Below are 25,839 nucleotides of genomic sequence, written 5' to 3' on the forward strand. Positions count from 1 at the left end.
TGTTGTAGCGTCTCAAACGCCGGCATAGGCCGAAAACGCGCCGTCCACGGGCACGACCACGCCGTTGACGAAACCGGAACCTTCCTCGGACGCCAGCCACAGCAAGGTGCCGATCAATTCGCGGGATTCGCCGAAGCGACCCATGGGGGTATGGGCGACGATCTTTTGCGCCCGCGCGGTGAATTCGCCGGTTTTTTCATCAATCAACAGCTTGCGATTTTGCTCGGAGAGGAAAAAGCCGGGGGCGATAGCGTTGACACGAATGCCCGCTTTGGCGAAATGCACCGCCAGCCATTGGGTGAAGTTGCTGATTGCCGCCTTGGCCCCGCTGTAGGCCGGGATTTTGGTCAGCGGGCGCAGGGCGTTCATCGACGAGATGTTGATGATCGAACAGCCGGAACGGCCCAGCATTTGGCGGGCGAACACCTGGGTCGGCAGCAGCGTGCCGAGGAAGTTGAGGTTGAAAACGAACTCCACGCTCTTGGGATCGAGATTGAAGAACGTGACCAGCGAATCTTGGCGCAGATCGTCCGGTTCAAACCACTCTTTACTGGTGGTGCCTTTGGGATCGTTGCCGCCCGCGCCATTGATCAATAAATCGCACGGCCCCAACTCTTTAAGAACTCGTTCCGCCGCAGTGTCCAGCGAGGGGCGATCCAAGACGTTGGCGCTGACTCCGATGGCGGACCCACCGAACGCTCTGAGTCGAACGGCGGTTTTTTCCGCCGCCTCCGCGTTGCGGCCCAGCACCGCGACCTTGGCCCCGCTGGCGGCCAGCGCGGCCGCGAGTTCGGAGCACAACACGCCGCTGCCGCCGGTGACCACCGCGACTTTATCGGTCAAATCAACCTTGAAAGGGAGTTTCATGGCGGCTCTCAAGCGGATTTGGCGCTTTCGGCCTTGACGATGCCTTCCCACAGGCCGTTCAGATACACCGCGCCGAGCGCGCGGTCGTACAGGCCATAGCCCGGCTTGCCGGTTTCGCCCCAGATCATCCGGCCGTGGTCGGGGCGGACATAGCCGTCATAGCCCGCTTCGTAATACGCCTTGACGATTTCGGCCATATCCAACGAGCCGTCGGCGGAGCGATGGCCGGTTTCGTAAAAGTCACCCGCTTCGTTGACCTTGACGTTGCGCAGATGGGCGAAGTGGATACGGCCTTGACCGGCGAATTCGCGCACCATCGCGGCGATGTCGTTGTAGAAGTCGCCGCCCAGCGAGCCGGAACAGAGCGTCAGACCGTTGACCGGGGTGTCCTCGATGGCCAGCAGCCGGGCGAGATCATTGCGGTTCTTGACGATGCGCGGCAGGCCGAAGATCGGGCGGGGCGGGTCGTCGGGATGGATCGCCATCTTGATGCCAACTTCTTTAGCGACTGGAATGACTTTATGCAGGAAGTATTCGAGATGGCTCCACAGCGTTTCCTCATCGACCTTGCTGTATTCGGCCAGCAAGGCTTTCAGTGCGTCCGGCTGGTAGCTGGTGTCCCAACCCGGTAACTGAATCCCTTCCGAGGGATCGATTTTGTTGACGATCTCCATGTCGAAAGCCAGGGTGCTGGAGCCGTCCGGCAGCTGCTTTTCCAGCGTGGTGCGGGTCCAGTCAAACACCGGCATGAAGTTGTAACAGACTACCTTGATATCGCACTGGGCGAGGTTGCGGAGCGTCTGGCAGTAATTGTCGATTAACCGGTCGCGGCTGGGCTTGCCGAGCTTGATGTCCTCGTGCACCGGCACGCTTTCGATCACTTCCAGCTTTAAGCCGCGCGCTTCGATCTTGTCCTTAAGCGCCTGAATGTTGGCGACCGGCCACACCTCGCCCACCGGCACGTCGTAGACCGCCGAGACGATCTGCTCGACACCGGGAATCTGACGGATGTAATCCAGAGATACGGGGTCGGAATCCCCATACCAACGAAATGACATTTTCATGAAGCGTTCTCCTTGGATGGAAAGCTCAAACCAGCGTTGGGGAAGCGGGGGCCAGCAACGCAGCCGAGGTCGGCATGGCCTCGGTTGGAATAATGGCTCCCGGATGTTGGATCACGGCCGCCGCCGTGCGGTTGGCGGCGCGGGCGGCGACGGCAGGTTCGACGCCGCTCAATCGCATCGCCAAATAGCCCCCGGCGAAGGAATCACCGGCGGCGGTGGTATCGACGATAGGATCGACCGGTTCGACGGGGACGACGATGGGATCGCTGCCCGCCACTCGGACTAAAGTCGGCCGGACGCCGCGCTTGACCACCACTTCCGCCGCCGCAAGCGCCAGCACGTCGGCCAGCGCTTGGTCGGCCGAGGTCGCCCCGCGCAACGCCATTTCATCATCCAGGGTGATCAGCACCAGATCGCTCAAGGCGTAGGCGCGGTCGTAGAGGGCGCGGGCTTGGGCGAGATCGGGCCACAGACGGGGGCGGAAATTGTTGTCGAAGGCAACCTGGCCGCCGTTGGCGCGCACTCGCGCCATCACGCCCAACAGCCGCTCCCGGCCTTCGGCGGGTAAAATGGCCAGGCTGATGCCGCTCAGATACAGCATCGACACGCCGCCGATGGCGTCTTCTAAAGGCGTGCTGGCGGTGTCGAAATAATCGCGGGCGGTGCTGGTATCGCGCCAGTAGAAAAAGTGACGTTCGCCGGACGCATCCACCTGAATGGCGTACAAACCCGGCATGTGATTATCGAGCAAGCGCACCAAGGAGGTGTCGATGCCTTCCGCCCGCCACGCCGCGATCATGTGATCGCTGAACACGTCCACACCCAGGGCGGTGGCGTAGGAGACTTGCAGTGCTTTATCGGCGCGCAGCCGGGCTAGATAAATAGCGGTGTTGAGCGTGTCGCCGCCGAAGCGTTGCTGCATCGTCCCAAACACTTGGCCGCGCAATTCGATCATGCACTCCCCAAACAACACGATGCGGCGGGGCGATGTCATCAGGCGTCTCCAGGGTAGTGGTTTGTGTGGTTAGCAGGCCGGCATTGCGGCGAGCGCGGCCAACATCCCGACCGCTGCAATTCGCTCCAGCGCGGCGGCGACCTGGGGCGCCAGTGCGGGGATGGTGGCGAGGTCGCGATCCCACAGCCGCCTATCGGCCAACAGCGTCGGCGCGGCGTTGACCGGATCGCGCCAAGCGGCGTCGAAAATCTCCAGCACCGTGCGGTCGTCGCGGATCGGGTAAGCACCGTTTTCCCGCTGTCCGATGAAGGCGCCCGCCGCGTCGAACTGGCCGCGATAGAACCACAGCAACGCCGCCAGTGAGAACGCCAATCCGGCAGGCGCGCGGCCGTGCTCCTTTGCATAATCCAACACCGAGGGCAACACCCGCACTTTCCACTTGGAAACGGAGTTCAGGGCAATCGATAGCAGTTCGTGGCGGATGTAAGGGTTGGCGAAACGCTCCAGCACGCTTGCGGCGTACTTGCGGCGTTCGGCGTCCGGCAGCGGTACAAAGGGGATGATTTCATCGAACACCGCCCGCCGCAGAAACCGCGCCATGACCTTGTGATTCATCATCTCGCCGACCGTATCCAGCCCGCCGCAGAATGCCGCCAGCACGCTGGCAGTGTGCCCGCCATTGAGGATGCGCACCTTGCTGGCGCGATACGGTTTGAGATTGTCCGTCCAGATGATGTTGAGACCGGCCTTGTGCAACGGAAACTCCTCGGCCAATGTGGGCGGCCCCTCGATCACCCACAGGTGGAACGGCTCGGCGGCGACCAGCAGGCTGTCGCGGTAACCCCATTCCGCGAACAGGCTTTCCGCCTCGGTTCCCGGATAACCCGGCACGATGCGATCCACCAGCGTATTCAGAAAATGATTGTCCCGCTTCACCCAATCGCTGAAGTTCGGCGGCAGCGCCCAATCGCTGGCGTGGCGCAACACGATGTCGAGCAGAGTGGTTCCGTTCGCCTCGATTAATTCGGTCGGCAGAAATATCAGGCCGGTTTGCGGTCGGCCTCCCAGCGTCTGAAACCGTTCCCACAGCAATAGCGCGACTTGGGCCGGGAAGCTACGCGGCCATTGGTTAGGAACCAGCGGCTGCTCGACGTAGGCGATACCCGCTTCAGTAGTGTTGGAGATGACGAAGCGGGTGTGCGGGTCGCGGGCGTGGGCCAGCCATGCTGCGGAGTGGTCGCGAGGATCGATGCCACCGCTTACGCAGCGCACGATCCGCCGCGACGTCACAGGAACGCCGTCTTGAATGCCACGCACCAGCACCGTGAATAAACCATCCTGGCCATTTAATTTTTCGACGATGCCCGCCGAGCGCGGCGGCGCAATCACGACACGGGCGTTCAATAATCCCGCTTCATTGGCGATATCGATCATCCAATTGGCGAACGCGCGCAAGAAATTACCGTCGCCAATTTGCAGCACACCCGTAGCAGGTCGGCGCGGGGGCGACAACGGGTCGGGCTGGGTGGAACGGCTTAACGCGCTCACGGCTATTTCAAATCCTTCCGATCAAGTAGTGGCGTCGTTTGAACTCGCGGCTTGCAATTTGGCCTGCGCCGCGTGCCGCCGCCGCCGCTTGGTGGCGGTTAAATTAAGCATTTCGACCCCGATTGAGAAAGCGATGGCGAAATACAAATAGCCCTTGGGCACATGGAAGCCCACCCCTTCGGCCACCAGCATCGCACCGACCAGGATTAGAAAACTGAGCGCCAGCATCTTGACCGAGAGATTTTCGTGAATGAAACGGCTGATCGGATCGGCGGCGAAGATCATGATGCCGACCGCAATAATGATAGCCGCCGCCATCACGCTCAATTGTTGGGCCATGCCTACAGCGGTGATGACGCTGTCGAGCGAAAACACGATATCGAGAACGATGATCTGAATGATGACCGAGCGAAAGCTCAGCGGCTTGCCCTCGCGCATCTCCTCCTCGATGCCGTCCACGGCGGCGTGAATCTCGGTGGTGCCTTTGGCTAGCAAGAACAGCCCGCCCCCCGACAGAATGATGTCGCGTAACGATACGGAATGTTCAAACACGCTAAACAGCGGCGTAGTCACGCCCGCCAGCCAAGCGATGCTCGCCAGCAGCAGCAGGCGCGTGATGACCGCCAGGGCTAGACCCAGCCGCCGAGCGCGTGACCGCTGCTCGGGTGGCAGCCGGTTCGACATGATCGAGATGAACACCAGATTATCGATGCCCAGCACGATTTCCAGTGCCGTGAGGGTAAGCAGGCTGACGAAAATTTCAAAGAAATCCATGCCTTAATCACCTAATCAACCCATCTCGTCGAGACGTGAAGCTGGCAAGCGTTACAAGGTGAAAACAGGGTCGCAACCGGATGCTCATACTATAGAATAGCGTATTAAAAAATGTAAACGGTGTTTCAAAAATTTTGATTGCGGCTAAGCTATGCACTATGGAAGCGCGCGATGAAACTTGGCGAGGAGAATGTCAGCATCCTTTATGGGTTGTTCTCTCCGCGCCTAGCTGATCGACCAAGCCTTATCCTCAAACGCCGCAACGAGCGCTACTTTATGAAAAAACAAATTAAAATTAGGTCGTTGACGTTCGATATCACGCCTCTGTCCGCGATGATGGGCTTCGTGCCCGTCTGTATTTTGTTGGAGCTGGCGCACGCCGATCCCGTCTGGATTTTCATCGTCTCCGGGTTGGCGATCATTCCGCTGGCCGGCTTGATGGGCAAGGCCACCGAACACTTGGCCGAGCACCTCGGCGCGGGCATCGGCGGCCTGCTGAACGCCACTTTCGGCAACGCGGCGGAGTTGATTATCGGCTTCATCGCCTTGAAGGCGGGTTTGATCGATGTGGTCAAGGCATCGCTCACCGGCTCGATCATCGGCAATATCCTGCTGGTGCTCGGCGCGAGCATTCTGGCTGGCGGCTTGAAATATGAGACGCAATACTTCAACCGCACGGCGGCGTCGATGGGGATGACGCTGCTCGCGCTCAGCACCATCAGTCTGATCATTCCGGCGCTGTTTCACATGGTGATTTCGGGCCATCCAGAAGCCCACGAGCGCGAGCTCAGCCTTGAGATTTCGATTGTCCTATTCGTTTGCTACATCCTGAGCCTGCTCTTTAGCCTGCGCACCCACAAGCATCTTTATGTCGGCGACGAAACCGATGACAGCGACGAAGCCATCGGCACCGAAACCTGGAGCCAAAAGAAAGCCTTGATCGTGCTGCTCGCCGCCACGGTGGTGGTCGCGATCATGAGCGAATTCCTGGTGGGAGCGGTGGAGCATACCGCCCGTGTCTTCGGCATGACCGATGTCTTTATCGGCGTGATTCTGGTGGCGATCGTGGGCAACGCCGCCGAGCACAGCACCGCTGTGTTGATGGCCATGAAAAATCACATGGATTTGGCGATCAATATCGGCATCGGTTCCAGCATCCAAATTGCGCTGTTCGTCGCGCCGGTGCTGGTGTTTGCCGGCTACTTTTTGGGGCAGCCGATGGATTTGGTTTTCACCGCTTTTGAAGTGGTGGCCATCGCGTTGGCGACCTGGATATTAATGTTGATCGCTTCGGATGGAGAATCCAATTGGATGGAAGGCGCGCAACTGCTGGCGGTTTACATCATCCTCGGTTTGGCGTTTTACTTTCTGCCGTAGCATAACGGCGGCTCCGGGCGAGGATGAAAAATGCACCGCGGAAATTCTGGGGCGGATTCCCGCCGGCCGCCGGGGGATTGCGGAAGATTTGGCCGGATCGGTGGCATTGCTCGTTTCGCCCGCGTCCGACTAGACCCACGGTTATACCCTCGCTGTGGATGGTGGTTGGCCGGCCCGATGAATGGCACAATACCAATGGCATACAAGAGTATAGACCGCGCCTCAATGCCGGGCAGGCGCGGTTTCGGTAACCGGCTTTTAAATCGAAATCCAAATCCAGATGGATGAATATAACCACGGTAGCAAACAGCCCGACTCCGTTTCCGCCGTGCTGCGGGTGTTCAGCATCCTGACGGCGTTGAGCGAGCATAAAGACACCAGCATCTCCCAACTGTCGGCGCGGTTAGGTATGCCCAAAGCGACCGTATACCGCTTCTTGCAGACCATGAAAGCGCTGGGCTACGTGCGCCAGGAATCCGAAACCGAGCGTTACGGCTTGACTATGAAGATGTTCGAGCTGGGGGCCAAATCCTTGCAGTATCTGGATTTGATCGAACTGGCCCAGCGGCAGATGGAGGTGCTGTCCGAAAAAACCTCGGAGACTGTCCACCTCGGCGTCTTGTCGGACAACGAAGTCATCTACATTCACAAAATCGACGCCAAGTACAGCATCGGCATGTATTCCAAGGTCGGCAAACGCGCGCCGCTGCACGCCACCGCGATGGGCAAGGTGCTGTTGGCCTGGGAAATGCCCGAACGGCGCGACGCCATCGTCGCCAACTTGGAGTTCAGGCGGTTCCGTAAAAACACGATCTCGAATCGAGCGCGGTTTGTGAAGGAATTGGAACGCACCCGCCAGCAGAAGTACGGGCTGGATTGCGAGGAATTCGAAGAGCACATGGTCTGCCTCGCCGCGCCGATTTTCGATCACTTGAGCAACGTCGCGGGCGCGTTGAGCATCACGTTCGCGGAGTTTCGCTTCGATCCGGCCAGAAAAGACGAGTATGCGGAGATCGTCGTTGAGGCCGGTCGCGCCGTATCGCTCGATTTGGGCTGTTCGTCGTATCCACCGGATCGAGGCTGACCTAGCGCGGCTCGTCCGGGCGGCGGTCGCGCGGGCGCGGCCCCGTCGCCGCGCGCTTGCATCCGAGAGCTAAAAATAAATCCGCCGACTGCTATCGCCCCTCATGGCTCTGAAAAAATCTGAACTCTATTCCTCGTTGTGGTCGTCGTGCGATGAGTTGCGCGGCGGCATGGATGCCAGTCAGTACAAGGATTACGTGCTCGTGCTCTTATTCGTCAAATACATCAGCGACAAATACGCCGGTCAGCCTTACGCGCCGGTCATGATTCCGCCGGGCGCGAGCTTCAAGGACCTGGCGGCGCTCAAGGGCAAGCCGGACATCGGCGATCAGATCAACAAGAAAATCATCGGCCCGCTCGCCAGCGCCAACCAACTGTCCGGCCCGCCGGATTTCAACGACGCCACCAAGCTCGGCGGCGGCAAGGAGATGGTGGATCGACTGAGCAATCTGATCGCCATTTTCGAGAGCTCTGCCGCGTTATATCGACAGCCAGACGCCGGAAGATCTTCAGGACATTACCGGTCATTTGCAGGGCGGCATTCCCGACCGCGACACCGACGCGCTGGCGGCGTACTGGTCGGCGTTTCCTAGCCTGCGCGCGGCGCTGTTTCAATCGCTGCGGCCCGGCTATGCGCGATTGGCCGTTCCTTCCGCGCAGTTAAAAACCACGATTTACCAACATCCTGAATTCTCCGCGTTCATCGCCTATCTGATCGCCGCCGAGGGGTGGAAGGCCGCGCCCTATCGCGTGATCGAGATGGATAAGAAAGGCAAGGCGAAGGACAAGGGTTGGGCCTGTGATCTGGTGCCCAAAGCGCTGATCGTAGCGCGCTACTATGCCGGAGATCAGGCCGCGCTGGATGCGTTGAACGCTGACCTGGAAACGGCCATCGCGCAACGCGCCGAGCTGGAGGAAGAACACGGCGGCGAGGACGCGGCGTTTTCCGGTTTCGAGAAAATCAACGTGGCCAGCGTCAAGGATCGCATCCGCGAAATCAGCGACGATCCCGAAGGGGCGGAGGAATTGCGCGTGCTGCGGGAATGGCTGCGGCTCGCCGCCGAGGAAGCAACGTTAAAGAAAGCGATCAAAGACGATGAAAGCGCGCTGGATGCCCAGGTTTACGCGCATTACGCCACGCTGAGCGAAGACGACATCAAAACGCTGGTGGTCGATGACAAATGGCTGGCGGCGCTGGATGCGGCGATTCACGGCGAGATGGAGCGCATCAGCCAGCAATTGACCCGGCGCGTGAAGGAACTAGCCGAACGTTACGAAACCCCACTGCCGGAGTTGAACCAGCGGGTGACGGAGTTGGAGGCGAAGGTCAACGCGCATCTAGAACGAATGGGTTTTGCATGGTAAGCCCATCTCAGGCCAACACGCGACAGCGCCGTTCGCTTCGGTTGCGCGATTATGATTACACGCAGGCGGGCGCTTATTTCCTGACGATTTGCACCCACCAGCGCAGCAGTTGGTTTGGCCATATTGAAAATGACGCGATGGTGCTGAACGAGTTCGGGGAAATCGTCCGTGAAGAATGGTTGCTCTCCGGCGACATCCGCGCCGAGATCGAATTGGGCGATTACGTCATCATGCCCAATCATTTGCATGGGATTGTCTGGATTGTTGCGAACGAGGATCAGGGCATAAAGGCAACCGATCTTGTAGGGGCGACCGGCCGGTCGCCCCTACCCGCATCCGCGCCGATCCCTACCGGTCCGCCGCCAAAATCCATCGGGGCCTTTGTCGCCGGTTTCAAATCCGCCGCCACCAAACGGATCAATCAAATCCGTCAAACCCCTGCTGCCCCGGTCTGGCAACGCAATTATTACGAGCATGTCATTCGCAACGAAGCGGATTATCAACGGATTGCGGAATACATCGACCAAAACCCACAACGGTGGGCAATGGATTCATTAAACCCGATCAATGCCCCACAATCGTAGGGGCGACCGGCCGGTCGCCCTAAAAAATGATGAATCATGAACGATCATCAGCGTATTCCGCCAGAATGTAATAAAACCAAACGGGCAGCAAATGGCCAAGATATGAATGTGACGATTGACGATGTAGGGGCGACCGGCCGGTCGCCCCAACGAATGGGTGAATTATGAACGAGCGCCGAGAAATTCCACCGATCCACAATAAAACCGTATGGACGATCAATGGCCAATATGCACAGGGGCCGATTGACGATGTAGGGGCGACCGGCCGGTCGCCCCTACGAAATGGTGAATCATGAACGACCACCAACAAATCCCACCGGACTATAAGCAAACCGAGGTAGGGGTAATACCGCAGGATTGGGAGGTTAAGAAAATATTTGAAATGAAACCATTTGTTACTAGTGGTTCTCGTGGATGGGCCCTCTCCGACATAGACACCGAAATCGACGCGCTGGAAGCCAAACTCGCCAAAGCTCGCCGATGAACTGGACGCCGCCGGATACGATGCCGCCGCCATCCTTCGGATCAAACAGCAGCGCGACCGTTATCTGCAACTGCGCGAAACCGTGCGCAACGCCAGCGGTGAAACGCTCGATCTCAAACCGTATGAAGCCGATATGCGGCACCTACTGGATACCTACATCGAAGCGGACGAACCGCGCAAGATTTCGCCATTCGACAATGTGAGTCTGCTGGATTTGATCGTCAAAACCGGTATCGCGGACGCCATCGCCCAACGGCTCAATACGCTCAAGGGCAACCAAAGCGCCATCGCCGAAACCATCGAAAACAACGTCCGCAGCAAGATTATCAAGGAGCATCTGAACGACCCGGCATTTTATGACAAGATGTCGGCGCAGTTGCAAGAACTGATCGAATTGCGCAAGGCCAAGGCCATCGAGTACGAGGATTATTTGAAGAAAATCGCGGAATTGGCGAAACAGACCGTAGCAGGCCAAGGCGATGATTTGCCCGCGCCATTGGATACGCCGGGCAAGCGAGCGCTGTATCACAATCTGAAAGCGGTCGCGGCGACACCGGTGGCAAACGCTGTCGGCGACCCGCGAAGCGCTTACGCCACGTCTGACGATTCCGCATTGAATCTGACGTTACGGATCGATCAGGCGATCAGAAACACGCGCCCCGATGACTGGCGCGGCGTGCCATCGCGCGAGCGGATCGTCAAAGGCGCGTTGTATGGTGTCTTGCGGGATGCCTCCGAAGTCGAACGCCTGTTTCCCATCGTCAAGGCGCAAGCGGATTACTGATGAGCAAGCGGTTGCAAGTGGGCGACATCGCGGTGGAGGTGGTGTTGAAGAACATCAAGAACATCCATCTCAGCGTGCATCCGCCGGCGGGGCAGGTGCGGATGTCCGCGCCCCGACGGCTGAGCCTCGACACGCTGCGAATTTTCGCCATTTCCAAGCTGGACTGGATCCGCCGCCAGCAGCGCAAACTGCGGGAACAAGCGCGGGAAACGCCGCGCGAATATCTGGATCGGGAAAGCCATTTCGTATGGGGCCAGCGCTATTTGCTCGCCATCGAGGAAAGCGACGCCGCGCCGACGGTCGAATTGCAACCGCAACAGTTGGTATTACGCGTTCGGCCCGGCACGGATGCGGCGCGTCGAGAAGCGATCATGAGCGCTTGGTATCGGGAACAACTCCGCCAAGCCGTGCCGCCGCTGATCGCCCGTTGGGAGCCGATCATGGGCGTCAAGGTGCGGCAATTCTCGATCCGGCGGATGAAAACCCGCTGGGGCAGTTGCACCCCGAAAACCGGCCGCATCCGCATCAATACCGAACTCGCCAAAAAACCGCGCGAGTGTTTGGAATACCTGATCGTCCATGAAATGGTTCACCTGCTGGAACCGACCCATAACGCCCGATTCAAGGCGTTGCTGGATCAATTCCTGCCGGGCTGGCGGCGGTGTAGAGAAATACTGAATCAATTGCCGGTGCGATGCGAGAATTGGCGTTATTGATCGACTCTGCTGGATGAATGCGCCATGTCGGAATCTCGCCCCGAACTTCATGACCGCGCGACCGAAATTTTGGAGCGGTTGGACGCCATCGAACGACGCGACGCCGTGCGGATTTTGTACGCCTGCGAGTCGGGCAGCCGGGCGTGGGGTTTCGCTTCGCCGGACAGCGATTACGATGTCCGCTTTATCTACGCTCATCCGCGCGACTGGTATTTGAGCGTCCACGTCGAGCGCCGCCGTGATGTGATCGAGCGGCCGATTGAGGATTTGCTGGACATCAACGGCTGGGATTTGCGCAAGGCGTTGCAACTGATGCTCAAATCCAATCCGCCGCTGTTTGAATGGTTGTATTCGCCCATCGTTTATCGCGAACGCGCGGGCTTCCGGCAAGCCATGCTGGCGCTGACGCCGACGTATTACGCGCCGCTCGGCTGCGCTTGGCACTACTTGCAGATGGCGCGCGGCAACCAGCGCGAGTATCTGCGCGGCGATCCGGTGCGGTTGAAGAAATACCTATACGTGTTGCGCCCGTTGCTGGCGATCCGCTGGTTGGAAAGCGGGCGGGGCGTGGTGCCGATGCCGTTTCGCGCGTTGGTGGCTACGCTGCTGCCCGCCGGTGAAGTGCGCGACGCCATCGAGCGATTGCTGGTCGCCAAGCAAAGCAGCGGCGAACTGGCGTGGGGGCCACGGATTCCGGCGCTCAGCGATTGGATCGCGGCGGAATTGGAACGGCTGGAGGCTGGCCCGCTGTTAGAATCCGCCGCGAAACCGGATTCCGCCTTGCTGGATCGCACGTTTCGGGACTGGCTCGAATCTTGACGCGAATAGCGAGCGCAGATGTAGCCAAGAATAATTCTCGCAGGTGTCGTATGGAACGAATCAACATTCCAAGAAGCATCGCGACCGTTCGTGACTAGGCGTCCGAGCGCGCGGGCTAACGCCTGAATCCATCGCACCGCTGAGCGGTGCCGGCTTGATGAATCATTGAATCATCATAGGGCAGGGCATCTGGATTCACGCCAACAAAGTCAGGTGGAGGAAGCTGTGGCAGTCGGTAGGCTTGAATTTGCCCTTTACCTTCCACAAGCGCTTTTACGACTCTGTGCATCCCATCCATGACTCGACCCACAGGACAAATGATGATCGGGTAGGCGAGATCGGTTTCGTTTATAAGCCGGATGTGCTCTGCGATGGAACGGCAGGTCGGTTCATCGCTTCCGCTTTCGTACCAGTAGGGTTCGTCAAGCTCTCGGATAGAGCTTAATGGAATCCATTCGGCACTCAAATCCTTGGTAAGCTGTATCAGGTTGCCCACGTCCCAAGCCAAGAGTCCTTCTGGGCTTTTCCTAAAGTGATACTGCTTTCTCATGCTCAAAGCTAGCAAATCCGAGTTCTAACAAAGATTTTGGTTTTTGCTATCAGGTGCAACCAGAACGCCAAAACCGCTGGCAAATAAGGCATCGTCCCCTCGAAAACTCTTGGCGTCGTCATACCACTGCGTCGAAAGCTCGCTCGCGCTGCCCGCATATTCTTGCTCGATACTGCCGCTTAAAATGAAATTCAAGAATTGCCGTTCTTCCATATCTAAATTAGCTTGGTGAAACAGAGATTCAATAGTCTGCTTGACAGAAATATCGTTATCGCTTGATTGTGCCTGCTTTAACGCTTGGGATACTTGGCGACTCAATTGATCGAGGCGGGCTTGCTCTTGTAAAGAAAGAGGCGATCCGGCGGTGTTATAAACAAGAGTACTTCCATAACTAGTTGAGAGACGTTTGGCTTTAATGCGTTGCGCGAGCTTGGTCAAGGGGTTCCCTGTAACGCCGTGTATCCAGGTGGCTCCCAGATCCAAAGGCATGTCCGGCCATTGAGAACTAGTCCAAATCCGACCCCCAATACGGTCGCGAGCCTCGACAACAACTACCTCATATCCCTGATTTTGTAATTTATGGGCGGCAATAAGTCCGGCCAAGCCAGCACCGATCACCAGTATCCTTTTCTTTGGAGGGTTAACTTTCTTTTCCAATCCTGTCGCGGCGTGAGCATCAGCGGCTGAACCTATCAGTAGCGTACTCATTATTTTTAGAAGTTGCCGTCTGTTAACCGACCATCTCCAATTTTGCATACGTTAACCACTCATTGGGACAAATTTATCGAATTCCAGACCGTTGCATCGCTCGCTTAAGGTCTTTATGGCCAAAGCCTCAGCAAGATTTCAGCATATACGTAAAATCGAGATTGAACTGACCAGGCCAGTTCATTTTAACGATGTCGCCAAAGAAGACTGATAATAGATTCCAGCCATGATTGTTGCCAACGGAAAGCGTATAAATGAAGAGGGAAATGAAAATTACAATAAGTAGCGTGCGGAACATGGTCATGACGCTATGCTAAGAATGATTAGGAAAATGTTATTTACCAAGTCTGACAAGTGATAGCGTTTTTACTTTCGGCATGTCAACGTAAATATTAAAGTGCCAAAATAAGCTCCCCGCCATTATCACCTGAACCAGACCCCAAAGAAATCCCTTTCCTTTGGGGCTAAATCAGCAAAGCTACTTCTTCTTCATCGGCGGCAAATCGGTACAGACGCCTTCGAACACTTCCGCCGCCATGCCGATGGATTCGCACAAGGTCGGATGCGGGTGAATGGTCTTGCCGATATCGACCGGATCGCAGCCCATCTCCACCGCCAAACAGACCTCGCCGATCAAATCCCCGGCGTGAGTGCCGACGATGCCGCCACCGATCACTCGATGGGTCGCTTCATCGAATAGCAGCTTGGTGAAGCCTTCATCGCGGCCATTGGCGATGGCGCGGCCCGACGCCGCCCACGGGAACACTGCCTTGCCGTACTTGATCCCTTCGGCCTTACACTGGTCTTCGGTCTTACCGGCCCAGGCCACTTCGGGATCGGTATAAGCGACCGACGGAATCTGGCGAGCGTCGAAATAAGCTTTATGGCCGGCCGCGACTTCCGCCGCGACGTGCGCCTCATGCACCGCCTTATGCGCCAGCATCGGCTGGCCGATGATGTCGCCGATAGCGAAGATGTGGCCGACGTTGGTGCGCATCTGGTTATCGACCGGAATAAAGCCGCGATCCGTCACCGTCACGCCCGCCTTGTCGGCGTCGATCTTCTTGCCGTTCGGGCTGCGGCCCACCGCCACCAGCACCAAATCGTAGAGTTGCGGCTCTGGCGGGGCCTTCTCGCCCTCGAAGCCGACCTTGATCCCATCCGGCGTCGCTTCGGCGGAGACGGTTTTGGTCTTGAGCATCACCTTGTCGAAGCGGGGCGCGTTCTTCTTCTCCCAGACTTTGACCAAATCCTTGTCCGCGCCCAGCATCATGCCGTCCAGCATTTCCACCACGTCGATCCGCGCGCCGAGGGTCGAATACACCGTCGCCATTTCCAGGCCGATAATGCCGCCGCCGACCACCAGCATCCGCTTCGGCACGCTCGTCAACAATAACGCGCCGGTGGAATCGACCACGCGCGGATCGTCCGGCATGAACGGCAGATTTACCGCCTGCGAGCCGGCGGCGATGATGGCTTTCTGAAAGCGCACCACTTTTTTCGCGCCGGTTTTGTCCTGACCCGCGCCGTCGGTCAGTTCCACTTCCAGATGGTTGGGGTCGAGGAAGCGGCCGACGCCGCGCACCACCTCGACCTTGCGGGCTTTCGCCATCCCCGCCAGACCGCCGGTCAATTTCTTGACCACGCCGTCCTTGAAGCCGCGCAATTTGTCGATATCGACTTTCGGATCACCGAACTCGATGCCGTGATGGGCCAGCGCCTTGGCTTCATCCATCACCGCCGCCGTATGCAGCAGCGCCTTGGACGGAATGCAGCCGACGTTCAGGCACACGCCGCCCAGGGTGGCGTAACGTTCCACCAGCACCGTTTTCATACCGAGATCGGCGGAGCGGAACGCAGCCGAATAACCGCCCGGTCCCGCGCCGATCACCACCATTTCGCACTCGACATCAACATTACCCTTGTAGGACGCGGCGTTGGGAGTCGGAGCGGCGGGCGCGGCCGGAGCCGCGGGGGCGGCGGGTGCGGCTTGCGGCATCGGCGGCGGCGCGGCGGCGGCGGGGGTCACGGTTTGCGCCACGCCAGCGGCGGCGTCGAGCATCAGGATCAGCGAGCCTTCGGCCACCCTGTCACCCACCTTGACCTTGACTTCCTTGACGGTGCCGCCTTGCGGCGAAGGTACGTCCATGGTGGCCTTGTCCGACTCCAGCGTAATCAGCGCCGCTTCCGGGTTGACCACATCGCCCGGCTTCACCAGCACTTCGATGATCGGAACATCCTTAAAATCGCCGATGTCGGGCACCTTGATTTCAATCGTTGCCATGATTCCTCACTCCTCTAGATCAGGATGCGCCGCATGTCGGCAAGCAGGTTGGCGAAATGGACGTTGAAGCGCGCCGCGCCCGCGCCGTCGATCACCCGATGATCCCAGGACAGCGACAGCGGCAGCATGAACCGCCACGCCGATTGTTTGCCGTCCGGCGACACCTGCTTCCAGTACGACCGGCACACCCCCATGATCGCCACTTCCGGCGCGTTGATGATCGGCGTGAAATAAGTGCCACCGATCCCGCCCAGGCTGGAGATGGTGAAGGTGCCGCCTTGCATCTGATCGGGTTTGAGTTTGCCCTCGCGCGCCAGCTTGGCCAGTTCGCCCATTTCCTTGGCGATCTCCACCACGCCTTTCTTATCGGCGTCGCGGATCACCGGCACCACCAAGCCGTTCGGGGTGTCGGCGGCGAAACCGATGTGGTAATACTGCTTCAGGATCAGGTTTTCGCCGTCGAGCGAGGCGTTGAACTCCGGGAATTTCTTCAGCGTCGCCACCGCCGCCTTGATCATGAACGACAACATGCTGACCTTGACGCCGCTCTTTTCGATTTCCTTGTTGAGCTGCACCCGGAAGGCTTCCAAGTCGGTGATATCGGCCTCGTCGTGGTTGGTGACGTGCGGGATCATCACCCAGTTGCGGTGCAGGTTCGCCGCCGAGATTTTCTTGATCCGCGCCAGCGGTTTGCTTTCCACCGGCCCGAATTTGGCGAAATCCACTTGCGGCCACGGCAGCAGTTCGATGCCGCCCACGCCGCCGCCGGTCGCGCCCGCGCCGGCCGCCGGAGCCGCCGCGCCGCCGCCCTTGGCGAAAGCGTCCACGTCTTCAATCAGGATGCGGCCGTTCTTGCCGCTGCCGGTGACTTTGCCCAAATCCACGCCCAACTCGCGCGCCCGTTTGCGGGTGCCCGGCCCGGCGTAGGCCAGCTTGAACGCGCCTTCATCGACGCTTGCGGCGGGTGCGGCTGCCGCCGTTGGCCCGGTGGCCGATTTGCCGCCGGTCGGGGCGCTGTCCGCGGCGGTCACCGCCGTTTCCGGCATCACCTTGGCGTCGCCCGATTGCAAGGTCAGAATCACCGCGCCTTCCGAGACCTTATCACCGACCTTGACCTTGATCTCTTGCACCGTGCCGTTGAGCGGCGAGGGCACGTCCATGGTGGCCTTGTCGGATTCCAGGGTCAGCAGCGGCTGTTCGGCGGTCACCGTATCGCCGGGCTTGACCAAAATGTCGATGATCGGCACGTTCTTGAAATCGCCGATGTCGGGTACTTTCACCTCGGCGACACCGCCGCGTGAGTTGGTCGCGGCCGGTGGCGGTGGAGTCGGGGCCTGGGTTTGCGGGGCGACTGGCTGGTTGGCGTCGGCGCTTTCCAAGAGCAGCACCAGCGCGCCTTCGGAGACCTTATCGCCGATGTGAATCTTGATCTCCTGCACCGTGCCAGCGGCGGGCGAGGGTACGTCCATGGTGGCCTTGTCCGACTCCAGCGTGACCAGCGGCTGCTCGGCGGTCACCGTATCGCCGGCCTTGACCAGTACGTCGATCACCGGCACGTCTTTGAAGTCGCCGATGTCCGGGACTTTCACTTGAATGATTTGGCTCATGATAATTCCTCGTAAGCGTTGGCCGATTCACGCAGCAATCAAAGCGTCCAGGGATCGGGCCGCTCGGTGTCGAGGCCGTATTTCTTGATCGCCGCCTCGACTTGTTCGGCCTTGATTTGACCCTCTTCGGCCAGCGCCTTGAGCGCGGCGACCGCGACGTAGTACCGGTTCACTTCGAAGAACCGCCGCAGGTTGACCCGATAATCGCTGCGGCCAAAGCCGTCCGTGCCCAGCGTGATGTAACGACGGGGGATGTAGGCCCGCACTTGATCGGCGTAGGCGCGTATATAATCGGTGGACGCCACCACCGGCCCGTCGTGCCCTTCGAGACAGCTTTCGATGTAGCTCTTGCGCCGGGGCTGGGTCGGATGCAGCAGGCTCCAGCGTTCGGCGTGCAAACCGTCGCGGCGCAGCTCGTTGAAGCTGGTGGCGCTCCAGATGTCCGCCGTCACGCCAAAATCGTTGTTCAGCAGCTCCGCCCCGGCGATCACCTCGCGCAAGATGGTGCCGGAACCGAGCAGTTGCACGCGCGGCCCCTTGGCTTCGCCGCCGTCCATGAGTAGGTACATGCCCTTGACGATGCCTTCTTCCGCGCCGTCCGGCATCCCCGGATGCGGGTAGTTCTCGTTCATCAGGGTCACGTAGTAATACACGTCTTCCTGTTCTTGCATCATCCGCCGCAGACCGTCGCGGATGATCACCACCACCTCGTAAGCGAAGGTCGGGTCGTAGGAAATGCAGTTGGGGATGGTCGATGACAGGATGTGGCTATGGCCGTCCTCGTGCTGCAAGCCCTCGCCGTTCAAGGTGGTGCGCCCGGCGGTGCCGCCGAGCAGGAAGCCGCGCGCTCGCAAATCGCCCGCCGCCCAGGCCAGATCGCCGAAGCGCTGGAAGCCGAACATCGAATAGTAGATGTAGAACGGAATCATCGGCAGGTTGTTGCTGCTGTAGGAAGTCGCCGCCGCGATCCACGACGACATCGCGCCCGCCTCGTTGATGCCTTCTTGCAACACCTGGCCCGATTTATCCTCGCGGTAGTACATCAATTGATCGGCGTCTTGCGGCTTGTAGAGCTGGCCGACGGCCGAGTAAATACCCAACTGGCGGAACAAGCCTTCCATGCCGAAGGTGCGCGATTCGTCGGGGACGATGGGCACGATGAACTTGCCGATGGTTTTATCGCGCAACAGCGTACCGAGCATCTGCACGAAGGCCATCGTGGTGGAAATCTGGCGCTCGCCGGAGGCTTGTAACAGCCGGTCGAAGGCGGTGATCGGCGGAATTTCCAACGAGGCCGATTTGGGGCGACGGCTCGGCAGATAACCGCCCAGCGCCTGACGGCGTTCGTGCAGATATTTCTTTTCCGGGCTGTCGTCGGCCAGGGTCAAGAATGGAATCTTGCCCAGATCGTCGTCGCTGACCGGAATCTGGAAGCGATCCCTGAACTGGCGCAGCGCGTCGCCGGTCATCTTCTTGGCTTGGTGAGCGATCATCTGGCCTTCGCCGGATTCGCCCATGCCGTAGCCCTTGACGGTCTTGGCCAGGATCAAGGTCGGCTGGCCCTGATGCTTGACCGCCGCCGCGTAGGCTGCATAGACCTTGGTGGAGTCGTGACCGCCCCGGCGCAGCGCCCAGATGTCGTCGTCAGTCATATCGGCGACCAGTTCCCGCAGTTCCGGGTACTTGCCGAAGAAATGCTCGCGGATGTACGCGCCGTTCTTGGAGCGGAAATCCTGATACTCGCCGTCCACGCATTCTTCCATGCGCTTGATCAGCAAGCCGGTCTTGTCTTTTTCCAACAGCCGATCCCAGCCCCGGCCCCAAACCACTTTGATGACGTTCCAACCCGCGCCCCGGAACACCGATTCCAGTTCGTTGATGATCTTGCCGTTACCACGCACCGGCCCGTCGAGCCGTTGCAGGTTGCAGTTGATGACGAAGATCAGGTTATCGAGATGCTCGCGCCCGGCCATCGAAATCGCGCCCAGCGATTCCGGTTCGTCGGTTTCACCGTCGCCGAGAAAAGCCCACACCTTGCGGCCCTCGGTGTTGGTCAACCCACGTCCTTGTAGGTATTTCAGGAAGCGGGCCTGATAAATGGCCATCAGCGGTCCCAGGCCCATGGAAACGGTCGGGAACTGCCAGAACTCCGGCATCAGCCAAGGATGGGGATAAGAGGAGAGACCCTTGCCTTCGGTCTCCTGGCGGAATTTGAGCAGTTGCGCTTCGGTCAGGCGGCCTTCGAGGAAGGCGCGGGCGTAGAAGCCCGGCGCGGAATGGCCTTGGAAATAGATCAGATCGCCGCCGTGCTTCTCGGACGCGGCGTGCCAGAAGTGCTCGAAGCCGACGTCATACAGCAGCGCCGAGGACTGGAAGCTGGCGATGTGACCGCCCAATTCCGAAGATTCCTTGTTGGCGCGCAGAATGATCGCCATCGCGTTCCAGCGAATCGCCGAACGAATTTTGTGCTCGATGTCGCGGATGCCGGGAGTGCGCTCTTCTTTGTCGACCGGTATGGTATTGCGGTAAGCGGTGGTCAGCGACGCGGGGATGTAAATGCCTTCACGGCGGGCGGCCTGCACCAGTTGGTCGACCAGAAAGTTGGCGCGTTCCGCGCCTTGGTGTTGTTCCACGGCTCTCAGAGCGTCGAGCCATTCCTGAGTTTCCGTGGGATCGAGATCGCGATTGGTTTCCACAGCTTCCTCCTCGTTATCAATAGTCGCGCGCGGCGAGGTCGCGCGCGGGAATCACGTCGCCGTGCTCGAAACAATGATAGGTGATGATCGAAAGACCGTCGCCGGTCGCAAACCGGTGCGCCGTCAGGTGGTGTCGGCAGCGCGGGCAGGTCTCGGCGGCGGTCGGACCATCGTCCGGCGGTCGGACCTTCAAATCGGGGGGCGCGGCGCGGCGGCGCGATCCGTTAGGTTCGTTCTGACATTCGTTGCGGAGGGTCATCATGGTCGTGGGTTGCCTTCGATTAGCTCAATAGCGAAGCGTGTTGCTTGATTGACGTGCGGGTTCGCGGGTTCAACGCCGATACGCTGTCGGCGGATTCCGGGTGCGGTCGCGGCCATCGGTCGATGGACGACGCCATCAATCCGTGGCTCTATCATTGTAGATGAAGTCTTTTTAAAGATAAGGGCGGGTGGTTGAAGCCATCCCCCTTGGAATCGAGCGCTGGATGTCGGGGACGGTCCGGCGAGGGCTCGCCCGGACGGTCGGTTCGAGCGCCGCCGTCCCGTTCGCGAGGCGTCGGGTTTTGCCAGCGCCGGAACCGCTGCCCGCTGGCTCAGTCGGTGGGGCGAGCTTTCAATGCGACGCGAAAGACCCATTGATCGACTTGATAAAAGAGGACATTGGGCTCGACCTCGAAAATCGTCGAGTAAGTCGAACCGGTTTGGCGCGCGATTTTATGGTTGACCCAGGTTTGCCCGTTGTCCTCGCTGATCGCCAGATTGGAATCGCCCTCGCCGGGATAGTTAAAATAAAACTGATCGCCCTCCGGCGTGATTTTCGACCATCCCTCGCGGTAGCGCCGTCCCCAACCCAGGGCGATGCGGCCGTCGCTCAGGCGGATCAAGTTGGGATCGACGCCCCGGTCCAGGCCCGTATACATCGGCGAGGTCCAGGTTTTACCGCCGTCCGCGCTCCAAGCGGCGTACAGGGGAAAATGATGGCCGGTGCGCATGACCGATAAGAGTTGGCCGTTAGCGAGCAGGACGATGGCGGGCTCCACGAAACCTTCGCCGATGGGATCGCCCTCGTGAGGCACGGCGATGCTGGACAGGTAATGCCAGGTCCGGCCTTGATCGGTTGATTTGACGACGAGGGACCGCATCATGAAGCGGGTTTCGGTTTTGGCGTTTCGGTTATTGAGCGGAAGACGGTCGTTTTCGAAATTGCCATACAGGGTCATCAGCCACGAGCCGTCGGGCATTTCCAGAATAGTGCGATAAACGTAGAGGCCGTACCAAACGCCCTCCTCAGGCTCCTTGGCGGGACCTTCCGGCACATAAAGCGTGACTTTTTCGGAGCCGATGGTCTTTAAATCGTCAGTCGAACGCCAAGCGTTTAGAGTGTAGACCCCCGGCTTTTCCAATACGGCGCGTCCGCGCAGCGCGTAAAACAGTCCTTGTTTCGCGAAGACCGCACTTTCGGGAACGGCGTTGACCTCTTCCACATCGACGAGGGATTGAGGTTGGAACGTCAGGCCGCCATCCGTGGTTTTAAGATGCTTTCTGAGATAGATCGCGCCGTCGGCCGCGCGAAAGCTGCGAATCCATTTGCCGTTATTCAAGGCTTTGACCTCGGAGATATTTTGGATTGCCGATTCTCCGGCGGCGAATAATTTAGGCGTTCGGACGGTGGTCAGTTTGTCCAAATAGAAAACAGCGGACAGAAACAGCAGCAAAACCAGGGCGATAGCAATCAGTTTCTCTTTCACTTCAAAACCTCATTTGAATGAACGGAGCGACAAGCTTTCTCAAAAAGATGGCGAGCCTCAACGGTTCGAGCATGACGGCCATCGATCCGGCAGCGTTTGAGATCATAGCCAGCGCCCTCACTATTGAATCAAACGCTGGATTTCCTTGGCGCTCCAGCGCAGGGCGCTGCTTTGCTGGCGGCCGAGCGCGAGCAACAAGGCGATGGCCGCGTCGGGACAGGTCAGTTGCAATTGATTGAAATCCGCTCGATTGAGCACTAAAAGCTCGCTGTTTCGAACCGCCACCGCATCGGCGCTGCGCGGGCCGGGATCGAGAAACGCCACCGCGCCGAACACGGTGCCCGACCCGTAAATGCCCAACCGCTTGAAACGGTCCTGGGCCGAGGGCAGACGGATATCCACTTGACCTTGCAGTACCAGATACAGTTCGGCTCCCGGATCGCCGGCCGAAAACAGCCGCTCGCCAGCAGCCAGTGCGCGAGGTCTTAGGGCGGCGGCCAGCGCCTTCAGTTCCGGCGGTTCCATCTCGCGGCATAAATCCATTTCCGCCAGTTCGAAACGACGCTCTGGAGGGGTCGGACTCGCGCCCAGACGGGCTAGCAAGGCATTTTCGGCGTATTCCAGCGCTTGATCGGCGGGGCCGAAGGTTTTGACGTTCAAGCGGCCCGGCCGCAGGCTGATTTTACGCAAGGTCAGTTCGACATCCCGGCCCAATCCCAAATTTTCGCGCACCTCGCAAAACAGCAGTTCCCCGCCATGTTTTTCCAACCGCGCCGCGATTTGCTGGAGCAGGCGGACGCTAGACAGGTCGATTTGCAGCACTTGGCGCAAGTGCAAAATCACCCAGGCCGGCCGGTTGAGATCGGGCAGCATGTCCTCGAACAACTGCTCGGTTTTAGCGAAAAATAAGATTCCCCGAAGCTGGTACATCACGATCCGATCGCCGTGCAGGTCCAGCAAATCGCTCTGCTCGGCCGGGCGCTGGCGCACCGAATGACGTTGCAAGCCGGTCTGGCGGGTGTGGATGATCGAAATCCGGCTTTGCGCCCGCACGAACAGCAAAATGGCGATGGCCAGGCCGACCAGCACCGCCACCATCAAGTCGTAACCGAGCGTGACGCCGATCACCAGCAGCGCGACCCCCGCGTCCAACCGAGTTCTGGAGCGGCGCGCCCAAGCGATGATATCCAGTTCGAGCAAATTGAGCGCCGAGGCGATGATGATGCCGGACAACATGCTGGTCGGCAGCCAGCGTCCGACCGGTCCCAGAAACAGCAGCAAGACCAGAAGAATGAGGCCAGTGACCGGCGCGGCCCAACGCCGCGCGCCGGCTTGACTGGCGGTGGCGGTGCCGCCCACGCTGGCCGCGCTCGCCATGCCGCCCAACAAACCGATGGCGATCTGACCGAGGCTTTGACCCAGCAGGGTGCGGCGAGGGTCGTGGCGCAAGCCGGTCACGGTGTCGGCCACCGCCGAGGTCAGCAAAGTGTTCAAGGAAGACAGTATCGCCAGCGTAAAGGCCGCCTGGAGAACCAAGGGCCACGGCAGCATCGAGGTTTGCGCCAAGCTCTGCAACGCCGGTCGAAATTCGGAAAACGGCGGCAGCGCGCCGATGATCCAGTGCGGCGGCGTCACCTCGGGGCCGGCGGTTTGGATCAACAGATGAAACAGCACTGTTCCGCCGAGCAAACCGGCGACCGGGCCAGGCAGGCGCGGCAGCCGGCGAGGCAGATAGCGCGCGAGCAAAAAAGTACCGGCGGCGGTGGCGACCGGCAGCCAGTGCCATTGCGCCAGCGGAGCGTGATGCTTGATGCCCAAGAGAAACGGATACTGGGATTTCATCAACAGCAAGCCGGTGCCGGTGGTGAGGCCGGCGATGACCGGGTAGGGGATGAATTTCATCAGCCGCGCGCCGCCCGCCAAGGCGATCAGCAGTTGCGCTCCGCCGGCGAGCGCGGTCACGACGAATAGGGCGAAGGCGATGGTGGTGGGGTCTAGGCCCGCGGCGGTCAGCATGATACTCGTACCGGCCAGCAGAGCCATGCTGGAGCCGGTAGGCCCGCTGATCAGGCCAGACGTGCCGCCGATGGCGCCGGCGATCAGCAGCAGGCCGATGGCGCCGATCAAACCGGCCAGCGCTCCGGGGGCGGTGCCGAGATAAGGAGCGAACACGGTCACCCCGAAGGCGGTGGCTTGCGGGAGCACAACCGCCGCGGCGACTAACCCGCCGCGCAGGTCGCCAGAAAGAGCGGCCGGAAGTTTCATGATCGAATCGGCGCCGGATCAGGAAGGCGGGAAGCGGTGGTGGAGGTCGTCATGGATGCGGAAAGTATAGAGAACTCCGATCCAGCTTGCGGTTCAAGCTTTTGGCGGTGGTGCCGAGCGGGCGGGAGAAATGAAGGGAGCTACGGGTGCGGGACTGGCCACGACCTCATCGGTTTTCGCTGTGCCCGGAAATAGTCGCAAACATGCGTGTAAACTTCGGTAGACCACAGGAGTTTCAATGGACGCTCCGCGACAGATACACTGCGCGCGATGAGCCACGACGACGCCTCGTACAAAACGCTGTTTGCGGCCCCGGAAGTGATGCGGGATCTCCTTTTAGGCTTCGTCCCGGACGACTGGCTGCACGGCTTGGACTATCGCACCCTGGAGCGGGTGTCCGGCAGCTACGTCACCGACGATTTGCGGGATCGGGCGGACGACATCGTGTGGCGGGTGAAGGTCGGCGGGGAATGGGTATACCTCTACCTACTGATTGAATTCCAAAGCACGGTCGACGCCTGGATGGCGGTGCGGATCATGACCTATGTCGGGCTGCTGTACCAAGACCTGATCAAGCAGAAGCAGGTTCTGCCCGAGCGACGCCTGCCGCCGGTGCTGCCGGAACTCAAGCGGATTTTCGCGATCTGGATACGGGCGATGGTGTTGCGCCACAGCCGCAACCGCCTGGTGTTGCCGAAGGTCCGTGACTTGCAGGAGTTAAAGATGATACTGGCTGACCGGTTTGAGACCTGGGCTCGCGAGCACGAGCACAAGGGCATCGAGAAAGGCATCGAGAAAGGCATCGAGAAAGGCGAGGCTTTGCTGTTGCAGCGATTGTTGGTGCGGCGGTTCGGCCCGCTGCCCGGCGACTTGATGGCGCGGATTGGATCAGCCACCCAAGAGCAGATCGAGCGCTGGAGCGACCGCGTTTTGGATGCCGCCAGCCTGGAAGACGTTTTCCGTCCCTGAGAAGCTTGTTGCCTCTCTGCCAAGGCCACCGAATTCCAGCAGCACAGCTCTTGCCATCTTTGCCTGCTGGCGCGCTACAAAGAGCGGAGCGGTTAGAACCTATCAATTCGCTGGTCTCAAGCAACGTCCTTACTGAAAGAAAATGGCTGCACAAACTTTGTATTGTGCCGTTGGCGTTTTCAAGCTTATCCTATACAGAATTGATAATCTTACGAAACAGTCGCAACACCAGGGAGCAAATCGCATGAACAAACCCACGTTCTGGCTGGCCGGGCTGGCGCTTTCCCTAACGCAGATCGCCTCTCCCGTCATGGCCAACGGCTTCACCGAGCGTTTCACCCTCAAGCAAAACGAGCGCTACGGCTGCTGCATCGTCAAAACCCTCAACAAGGCGGCCGATACGTGGGAATACGAGGACGACATCTCCTTCGGCACCTGCTATAAATGGGCGCGGCTGACCGGCGATCCCCTGCAATTTCTCAATAACCGCAAATACGAATTTTACGAAAACACCAAGTGCGCCACCTTCAACGGCGAACACGAGCTGGTCCGTGAAAAATGGAGTCCGACCCACCGAAGCGGCTACTGATCG

22 protein-coding genes and 1 pseudogene are annotated in these 25,839 nt (G+C 59.5%); 10 read left to right on the top strand and 13 right to left on the bottom strand.

Annotation, left to right across the window (positions count from 1 at the left end; all coding sequences use genetic code 11):
- Positions 1-12 precede the first annotated feature (12 nt).
- Genes IPK09_02550 through IPK09_02570 form a run of 5 tightly spaced genes read right to left on the bottom strand, consistent with a single transcriptional unit; the run spans position 13 to position 5,208 of the window.
- Complete coding sequence (locus tag IPK09_02550; GenBank protein ID MBK7982495.1) at positions 13-867, bottom strand: SDR family oxidoreductase; 855 nt, start codon at positions 865-867, stop codon at positions 13-15.
- A gap of 8 nt (positions 868-875) precedes the next feature.
- Positions 876-1,931, bottom strand: a complete 1,056-nt coding sequence (gene uxuA, locus IPK09_02555; GenBank protein ID MBK7982496.1) for a mannonate dehydratase — start codon at positions 1,929-1,931, stop codon at positions 876-878.
- Between the two features lie 25 nt (positions 1,932-1,956).
- The gene (locus IPK09_02560) at positions 1,957-2,925 is read right to left on the bottom strand and encodes a sugar kinase (protein MBK7982497.1); all 969 of its coding nucleotides are present in this window, start codon (positions 2,923-2,925) and stop codon (positions 1,957-1,959) included.
- A 30-nt stretch (positions 2,926-2,955) separates the two neighbouring features.
- A complete protein-coding gene (locus tag IPK09_02565) occupies positions 2,956-4,440 on the bottom strand; it encodes a tagaturonate reductase (GenBank protein ID MBK7982498.1) in 1,485 nt (494 codons plus the stop codon).
- Positions 4,441-4,455: 15 nt separating this feature from the next.
- Positions 4,456-5,208, bottom strand: coding sequence for a TerC family protein (locus IPK09_02570; protein MBK7982499.1), 753 nt, complete (start codon positions 5,206-5,208; stop codon positions 4,456-4,458).
- 276 nt (positions 5,209-5,484) lie between these two features.
- On the opposite strand from IPK09_02570, the gene cax reads away from it, so the two are divergent.
- From cax to IPK09_02610, 8 genes and pseudogenes are all read left to right on the top strand, one after another.
- Positions 5,485-6,585 carry a calcium/proton exchanger gene (gene cax, locus IPK09_02575; GenBank protein ID MBK7982500.1) on the top strand — a complete coding sequence of 367 codons (1,101 nt, stop codon included), beginning with the start codon at positions 5,485-5,487 and terminating at the stop codon, positions 6,583-6,585.
- A 280-nt stretch (positions 6,586-6,865) separates the two neighbouring features.
- Positions 6,866-7,669, top strand: a complete 804-nt coding sequence (gene kdgR / locus IPK09_02580) for a DNA-binding transcriptional regulator KdgR (GenBank protein MBK7982501.1) — start codon at positions 6,866-6,868, stop codon at positions 7,667-7,669.
- 169 nt (positions 7,670-7,838) lie between these two features.
- Positions 7,839-9,033: pseudogene (locus IPK09_02585) on the top strand (hypothetical protein).
- On the top strand, positions 9,027-9,617 hold the full coding sequence (locus tag IPK09_02590; GenBank protein ID MBK7982502.1) for a transposase: 591 nt from the start codon (positions 9,027-9,029) through the stop codon (positions 9,615-9,617). Before IPK09_02585 ends, IPK09_02590 begins: the two are co-directional and overlap by 7 nt.
- Before the next feature lie 292 nt (positions 9,618-9,909).
- Positions 9,910-10,101, top strand: a complete 192-nt coding sequence (locus tag IPK09_02595) for a hypothetical protein (protein ID MBK7982503.1) — start codon at positions 9,910-9,912, stop codon at positions 10,099-10,101.
- A gap of 82 nt (positions 10,102-10,183) precedes the next feature.
- On the top strand, positions 10,184-10,885 hold the full coding sequence (locus IPK09_02600; GenBank protein ID MBK7982504.1) for a hypothetical protein: 702 nt from the start codon (positions 10,184-10,186) through the stop codon (positions 10,883-10,885).
- The gene (locus tag IPK09_02605) at positions 10,885-11,601 is read left to right on the top strand and encodes a M48 family metallopeptidase (protein ID MBK7982505.1); all 717 of its coding nucleotides are present in this window, start codon (positions 10,885-10,887) and stop codon (positions 11,599-11,601) included. The genes IPK09_02600 and IPK09_02605 overlap by 1 nt, the downstream gene beginning before the upstream one ends.
- Before the next feature lie 24 nt (positions 11,602-11,625).
- The gene (locus tag IPK09_02610) at positions 11,626-12,420 is read left to right on the top strand and encodes a nucleotidyltransferase domain-containing protein (GenBank protein MBK7982506.1); all 795 of its coding nucleotides are present in this window, start codon (positions 11,626-11,628) and stop codon (positions 12,418-12,420) included.
- Between the two features lie 115 nt (positions 12,421-12,535).
- Here IPK09_02610 and IPK09_02615 read toward each other — a convergent pair whose 3' ends face one another.
- The 8 genes from IPK09_02615 to IPK09_02650 all read right to left on the bottom strand — a co-directional run bounded on the left by IPK09_02615 (position 12,536) and on the right by IPK09_02650 (position 24,278).
- On the bottom strand, positions 12,536-12,970 hold the full coding sequence (locus tag IPK09_02615) for a hypothetical protein (GenBank protein MBK7982507.1): 435 nt from the start codon (positions 12,968-12,970) through the stop codon (positions 12,536-12,538).
- Between the two features lie 24 nt (positions 12,971-12,994).
- On the bottom strand, positions 12,995-13,678 hold the full coding sequence (locus tag IPK09_02620) for an FAD-dependent oxidoreductase (protein MBK7982508.1): 684 nt from the start codon (positions 13,676-13,678) through the stop codon (positions 12,995-12,997).
- Positions 13,679-14,156: 478 nt separating this feature from the next.
- On the bottom strand, positions 14,157-15,965 hold the full coding sequence (gene lpdA, locus IPK09_02625; GenBank protein ID MBK7982509.1) for a dihydrolipoyl dehydrogenase: 1,809 nt from the start codon (positions 15,963-15,965) through the stop codon (positions 14,157-14,159).
- An 11-nt stretch (positions 15,966-15,976) separates the two neighbouring features.
- A complete protein-coding gene (gene aceF / locus IPK09_02630) occupies positions 15,977-17,569 on the bottom strand; it encodes a dihydrolipoyllysine-residue acetyltransferase (GenBank protein MBK7982510.1) in 1,593 nt (530 codons plus the stop codon).
- A gap of 38 nt (positions 17,570-17,607) precedes the next feature.
- Positions 17,608-20,265, bottom strand: coding sequence for a pyruvate dehydrogenase (acetyl-transferring), homodimeric type (gene aceE / locus IPK09_02635; protein MBK7982511.1), 2,658 nt, complete (start codon positions 20,263-20,265; stop codon positions 17,608-17,610).
- Positions 20,266-20,281: 16 nt separating this feature from the next.
- Complete coding sequence (locus IPK09_02640; protein MBK7982512.1) at positions 20,282-20,527, bottom strand: hypothetical protein; 246 nt, start codon at positions 20,525-20,527, stop codon at positions 20,282-20,284.
- 331 nt (positions 20,528-20,858) lie between these two features.
- Positions 20,859-22,013, bottom strand: a complete 1,155-nt coding sequence (locus IPK09_02645) for an exo-alpha-sialidase (GenBank protein MBK7982513.1) — start codon at positions 22,011-22,013, stop codon at positions 20,859-20,861.
- A gap of 120 nt (positions 22,014-22,133) precedes the next feature.
- On the bottom strand, positions 22,134-24,278 hold the full coding sequence (locus IPK09_02650; protein MBK7982514.1) for an SLC26A/SulP transporter family protein: 2,145 nt from the start codon (positions 24,276-24,278) through the stop codon (positions 22,134-22,136).
- A gap of 270 nt (positions 24,279-24,548) precedes the next feature.
- Between IPK09_02650 and IPK09_02655 the strand changes: the two genes are divergently transcribed.
- Together IPK09_02655 and IPK09_02660 are read left to right on the top strand one after the other, a co-directional pair.
- Positions 24,549-25,247, top strand: coding sequence for an Rpn family recombination-promoting nuclease/putative transposase (locus tag IPK09_02655; protein ID MBK7982515.1), 699 nt, complete (start codon positions 24,549-24,551; stop codon positions 25,245-25,247).
- Between the two features lie 244 nt (positions 25,248-25,491).
- On the top strand, positions 25,492-25,836 hold the full coding sequence (locus IPK09_02660; protein MBK7982516.1) for a hypothetical protein: 345 nt from the start codon (positions 25,492-25,494) through the stop codon (positions 25,834-25,836).
- Positions 25,837-25,839 lie beyond the last annotated feature (3 nt).

Source organism: Candidatus Competibacteraceae bacterium (assembly GCA_016713505.1).
In the GTDB taxonomy this organism is placed as follows: Bacteria; Pseudomonadota; Gammaproteobacteria; order Competibacterales; family Competibacteraceae; genus Competibacter_A.

Coding starts and splice junctions, on each gene's coding strand:
- IPK09_02550 (MBK7982495.1), bottom strand. CDS start 867: ATGAAACTCCCTTTCAAGGTTGATTTGACCGATAAAGTCGCGGTGGTC.
- uxuA (MBK7982496.1), bottom strand. CDS start 1,931: ATGAAAATGTCATTTCGTTGGTATGGGGATTCCGACCCCGTATCTCTG.
- IPK09_02560 (MBK7982497.1), bottom strand. CDS start 2,925: ATGACATCGCCCCGCCGCATCGTGTTGTTTGGGGAGTGCATGATCGAA.
- IPK09_02570 (MBK7982499.1), bottom strand. CDS start 5,208: ATGGATTTCTTTGAAATTTTCGTCAGCCTGCTTACCCTCACGGCACTG.
- cax (MBK7982500.1), top strand. CDS start 5,485: ATGAAAAAACAAATTAAAATTAGGTCGTTGACGTTCGATATCACGCCT.
- kdgR (MBK7982501.1), top strand. CDS start 6,866: ATGGATGAATATAACCACGGTAGCAAACAGCCCGACTCCGTTTCCGCC.
- IPK09_02590 (MBK7982502.1), top strand. CDS start 9,027: ATGGTAAGCCCATCTCAGGCCAACACGCGACAGCGCCGTTCGCTTCGG.
- IPK09_02595 (MBK7982503.1), top strand. CDS start 9,910: ATGAACGACCACCAACAAATCCCACCGGACTATAAGCAAACCGAGGTA.
- IPK09_02605 (MBK7982505.1), top strand. CDS start 10,885: ATGAGCAAGCGGTTGCAAGTGGGCGACATCGCGGTGGAGGTGGTGTTG.
- IPK09_02610 (MBK7982506.1), top strand. CDS start 11,626: ATGTCGGAATCTCGCCCCGAACTTCATGACCGCGCGACCGAAATTTTG.
- IPK09_02615 (MBK7982507.1), bottom strand. CDS start 12,970: ATGAGAAAGCAGTATCACTTTAGGAAAAGCCCAGAAGGACTCTTGGCT.
- IPK09_02620 (MBK7982508.1), bottom strand. CDS start 13,678: ATGAGTACGCTACTGATAGGTTCAGCCGCTGATGCTCACGCCGCGACA.
- aceF (MBK7982510.1), bottom strand. CDS start 17,569: ATGAGCCAAATCATTCAAGTGAAAGTCCCGGACATCGGCGACTTCAAA.
- IPK09_02640 (MBK7982512.1), bottom strand. CDS start 20,527: ATGATGACCCTCCGCAACGAATGTCAGAACGAACCTAACGGATCGCGC.
- IPK09_02650 (MBK7982514.1), bottom strand. CDS start 24,278: ATGAAACTTCCGGCCGCTCTTTCTGGCGACCTGCGCGGCGGGTTAGTC.
- IPK09_02655 (MBK7982515.1), top strand. CDS start 24,549: ATGAGCCACGACGACGCCTCGTACAAAACGCTGTTTGCGGCCCCGGAA.
- IPK09_02660 (MBK7982516.1), top strand. CDS start 25,492: ATGAACAAACCCACGTTCTGGCTGGCCGGGCTGGCGCTTTCCCTAACG.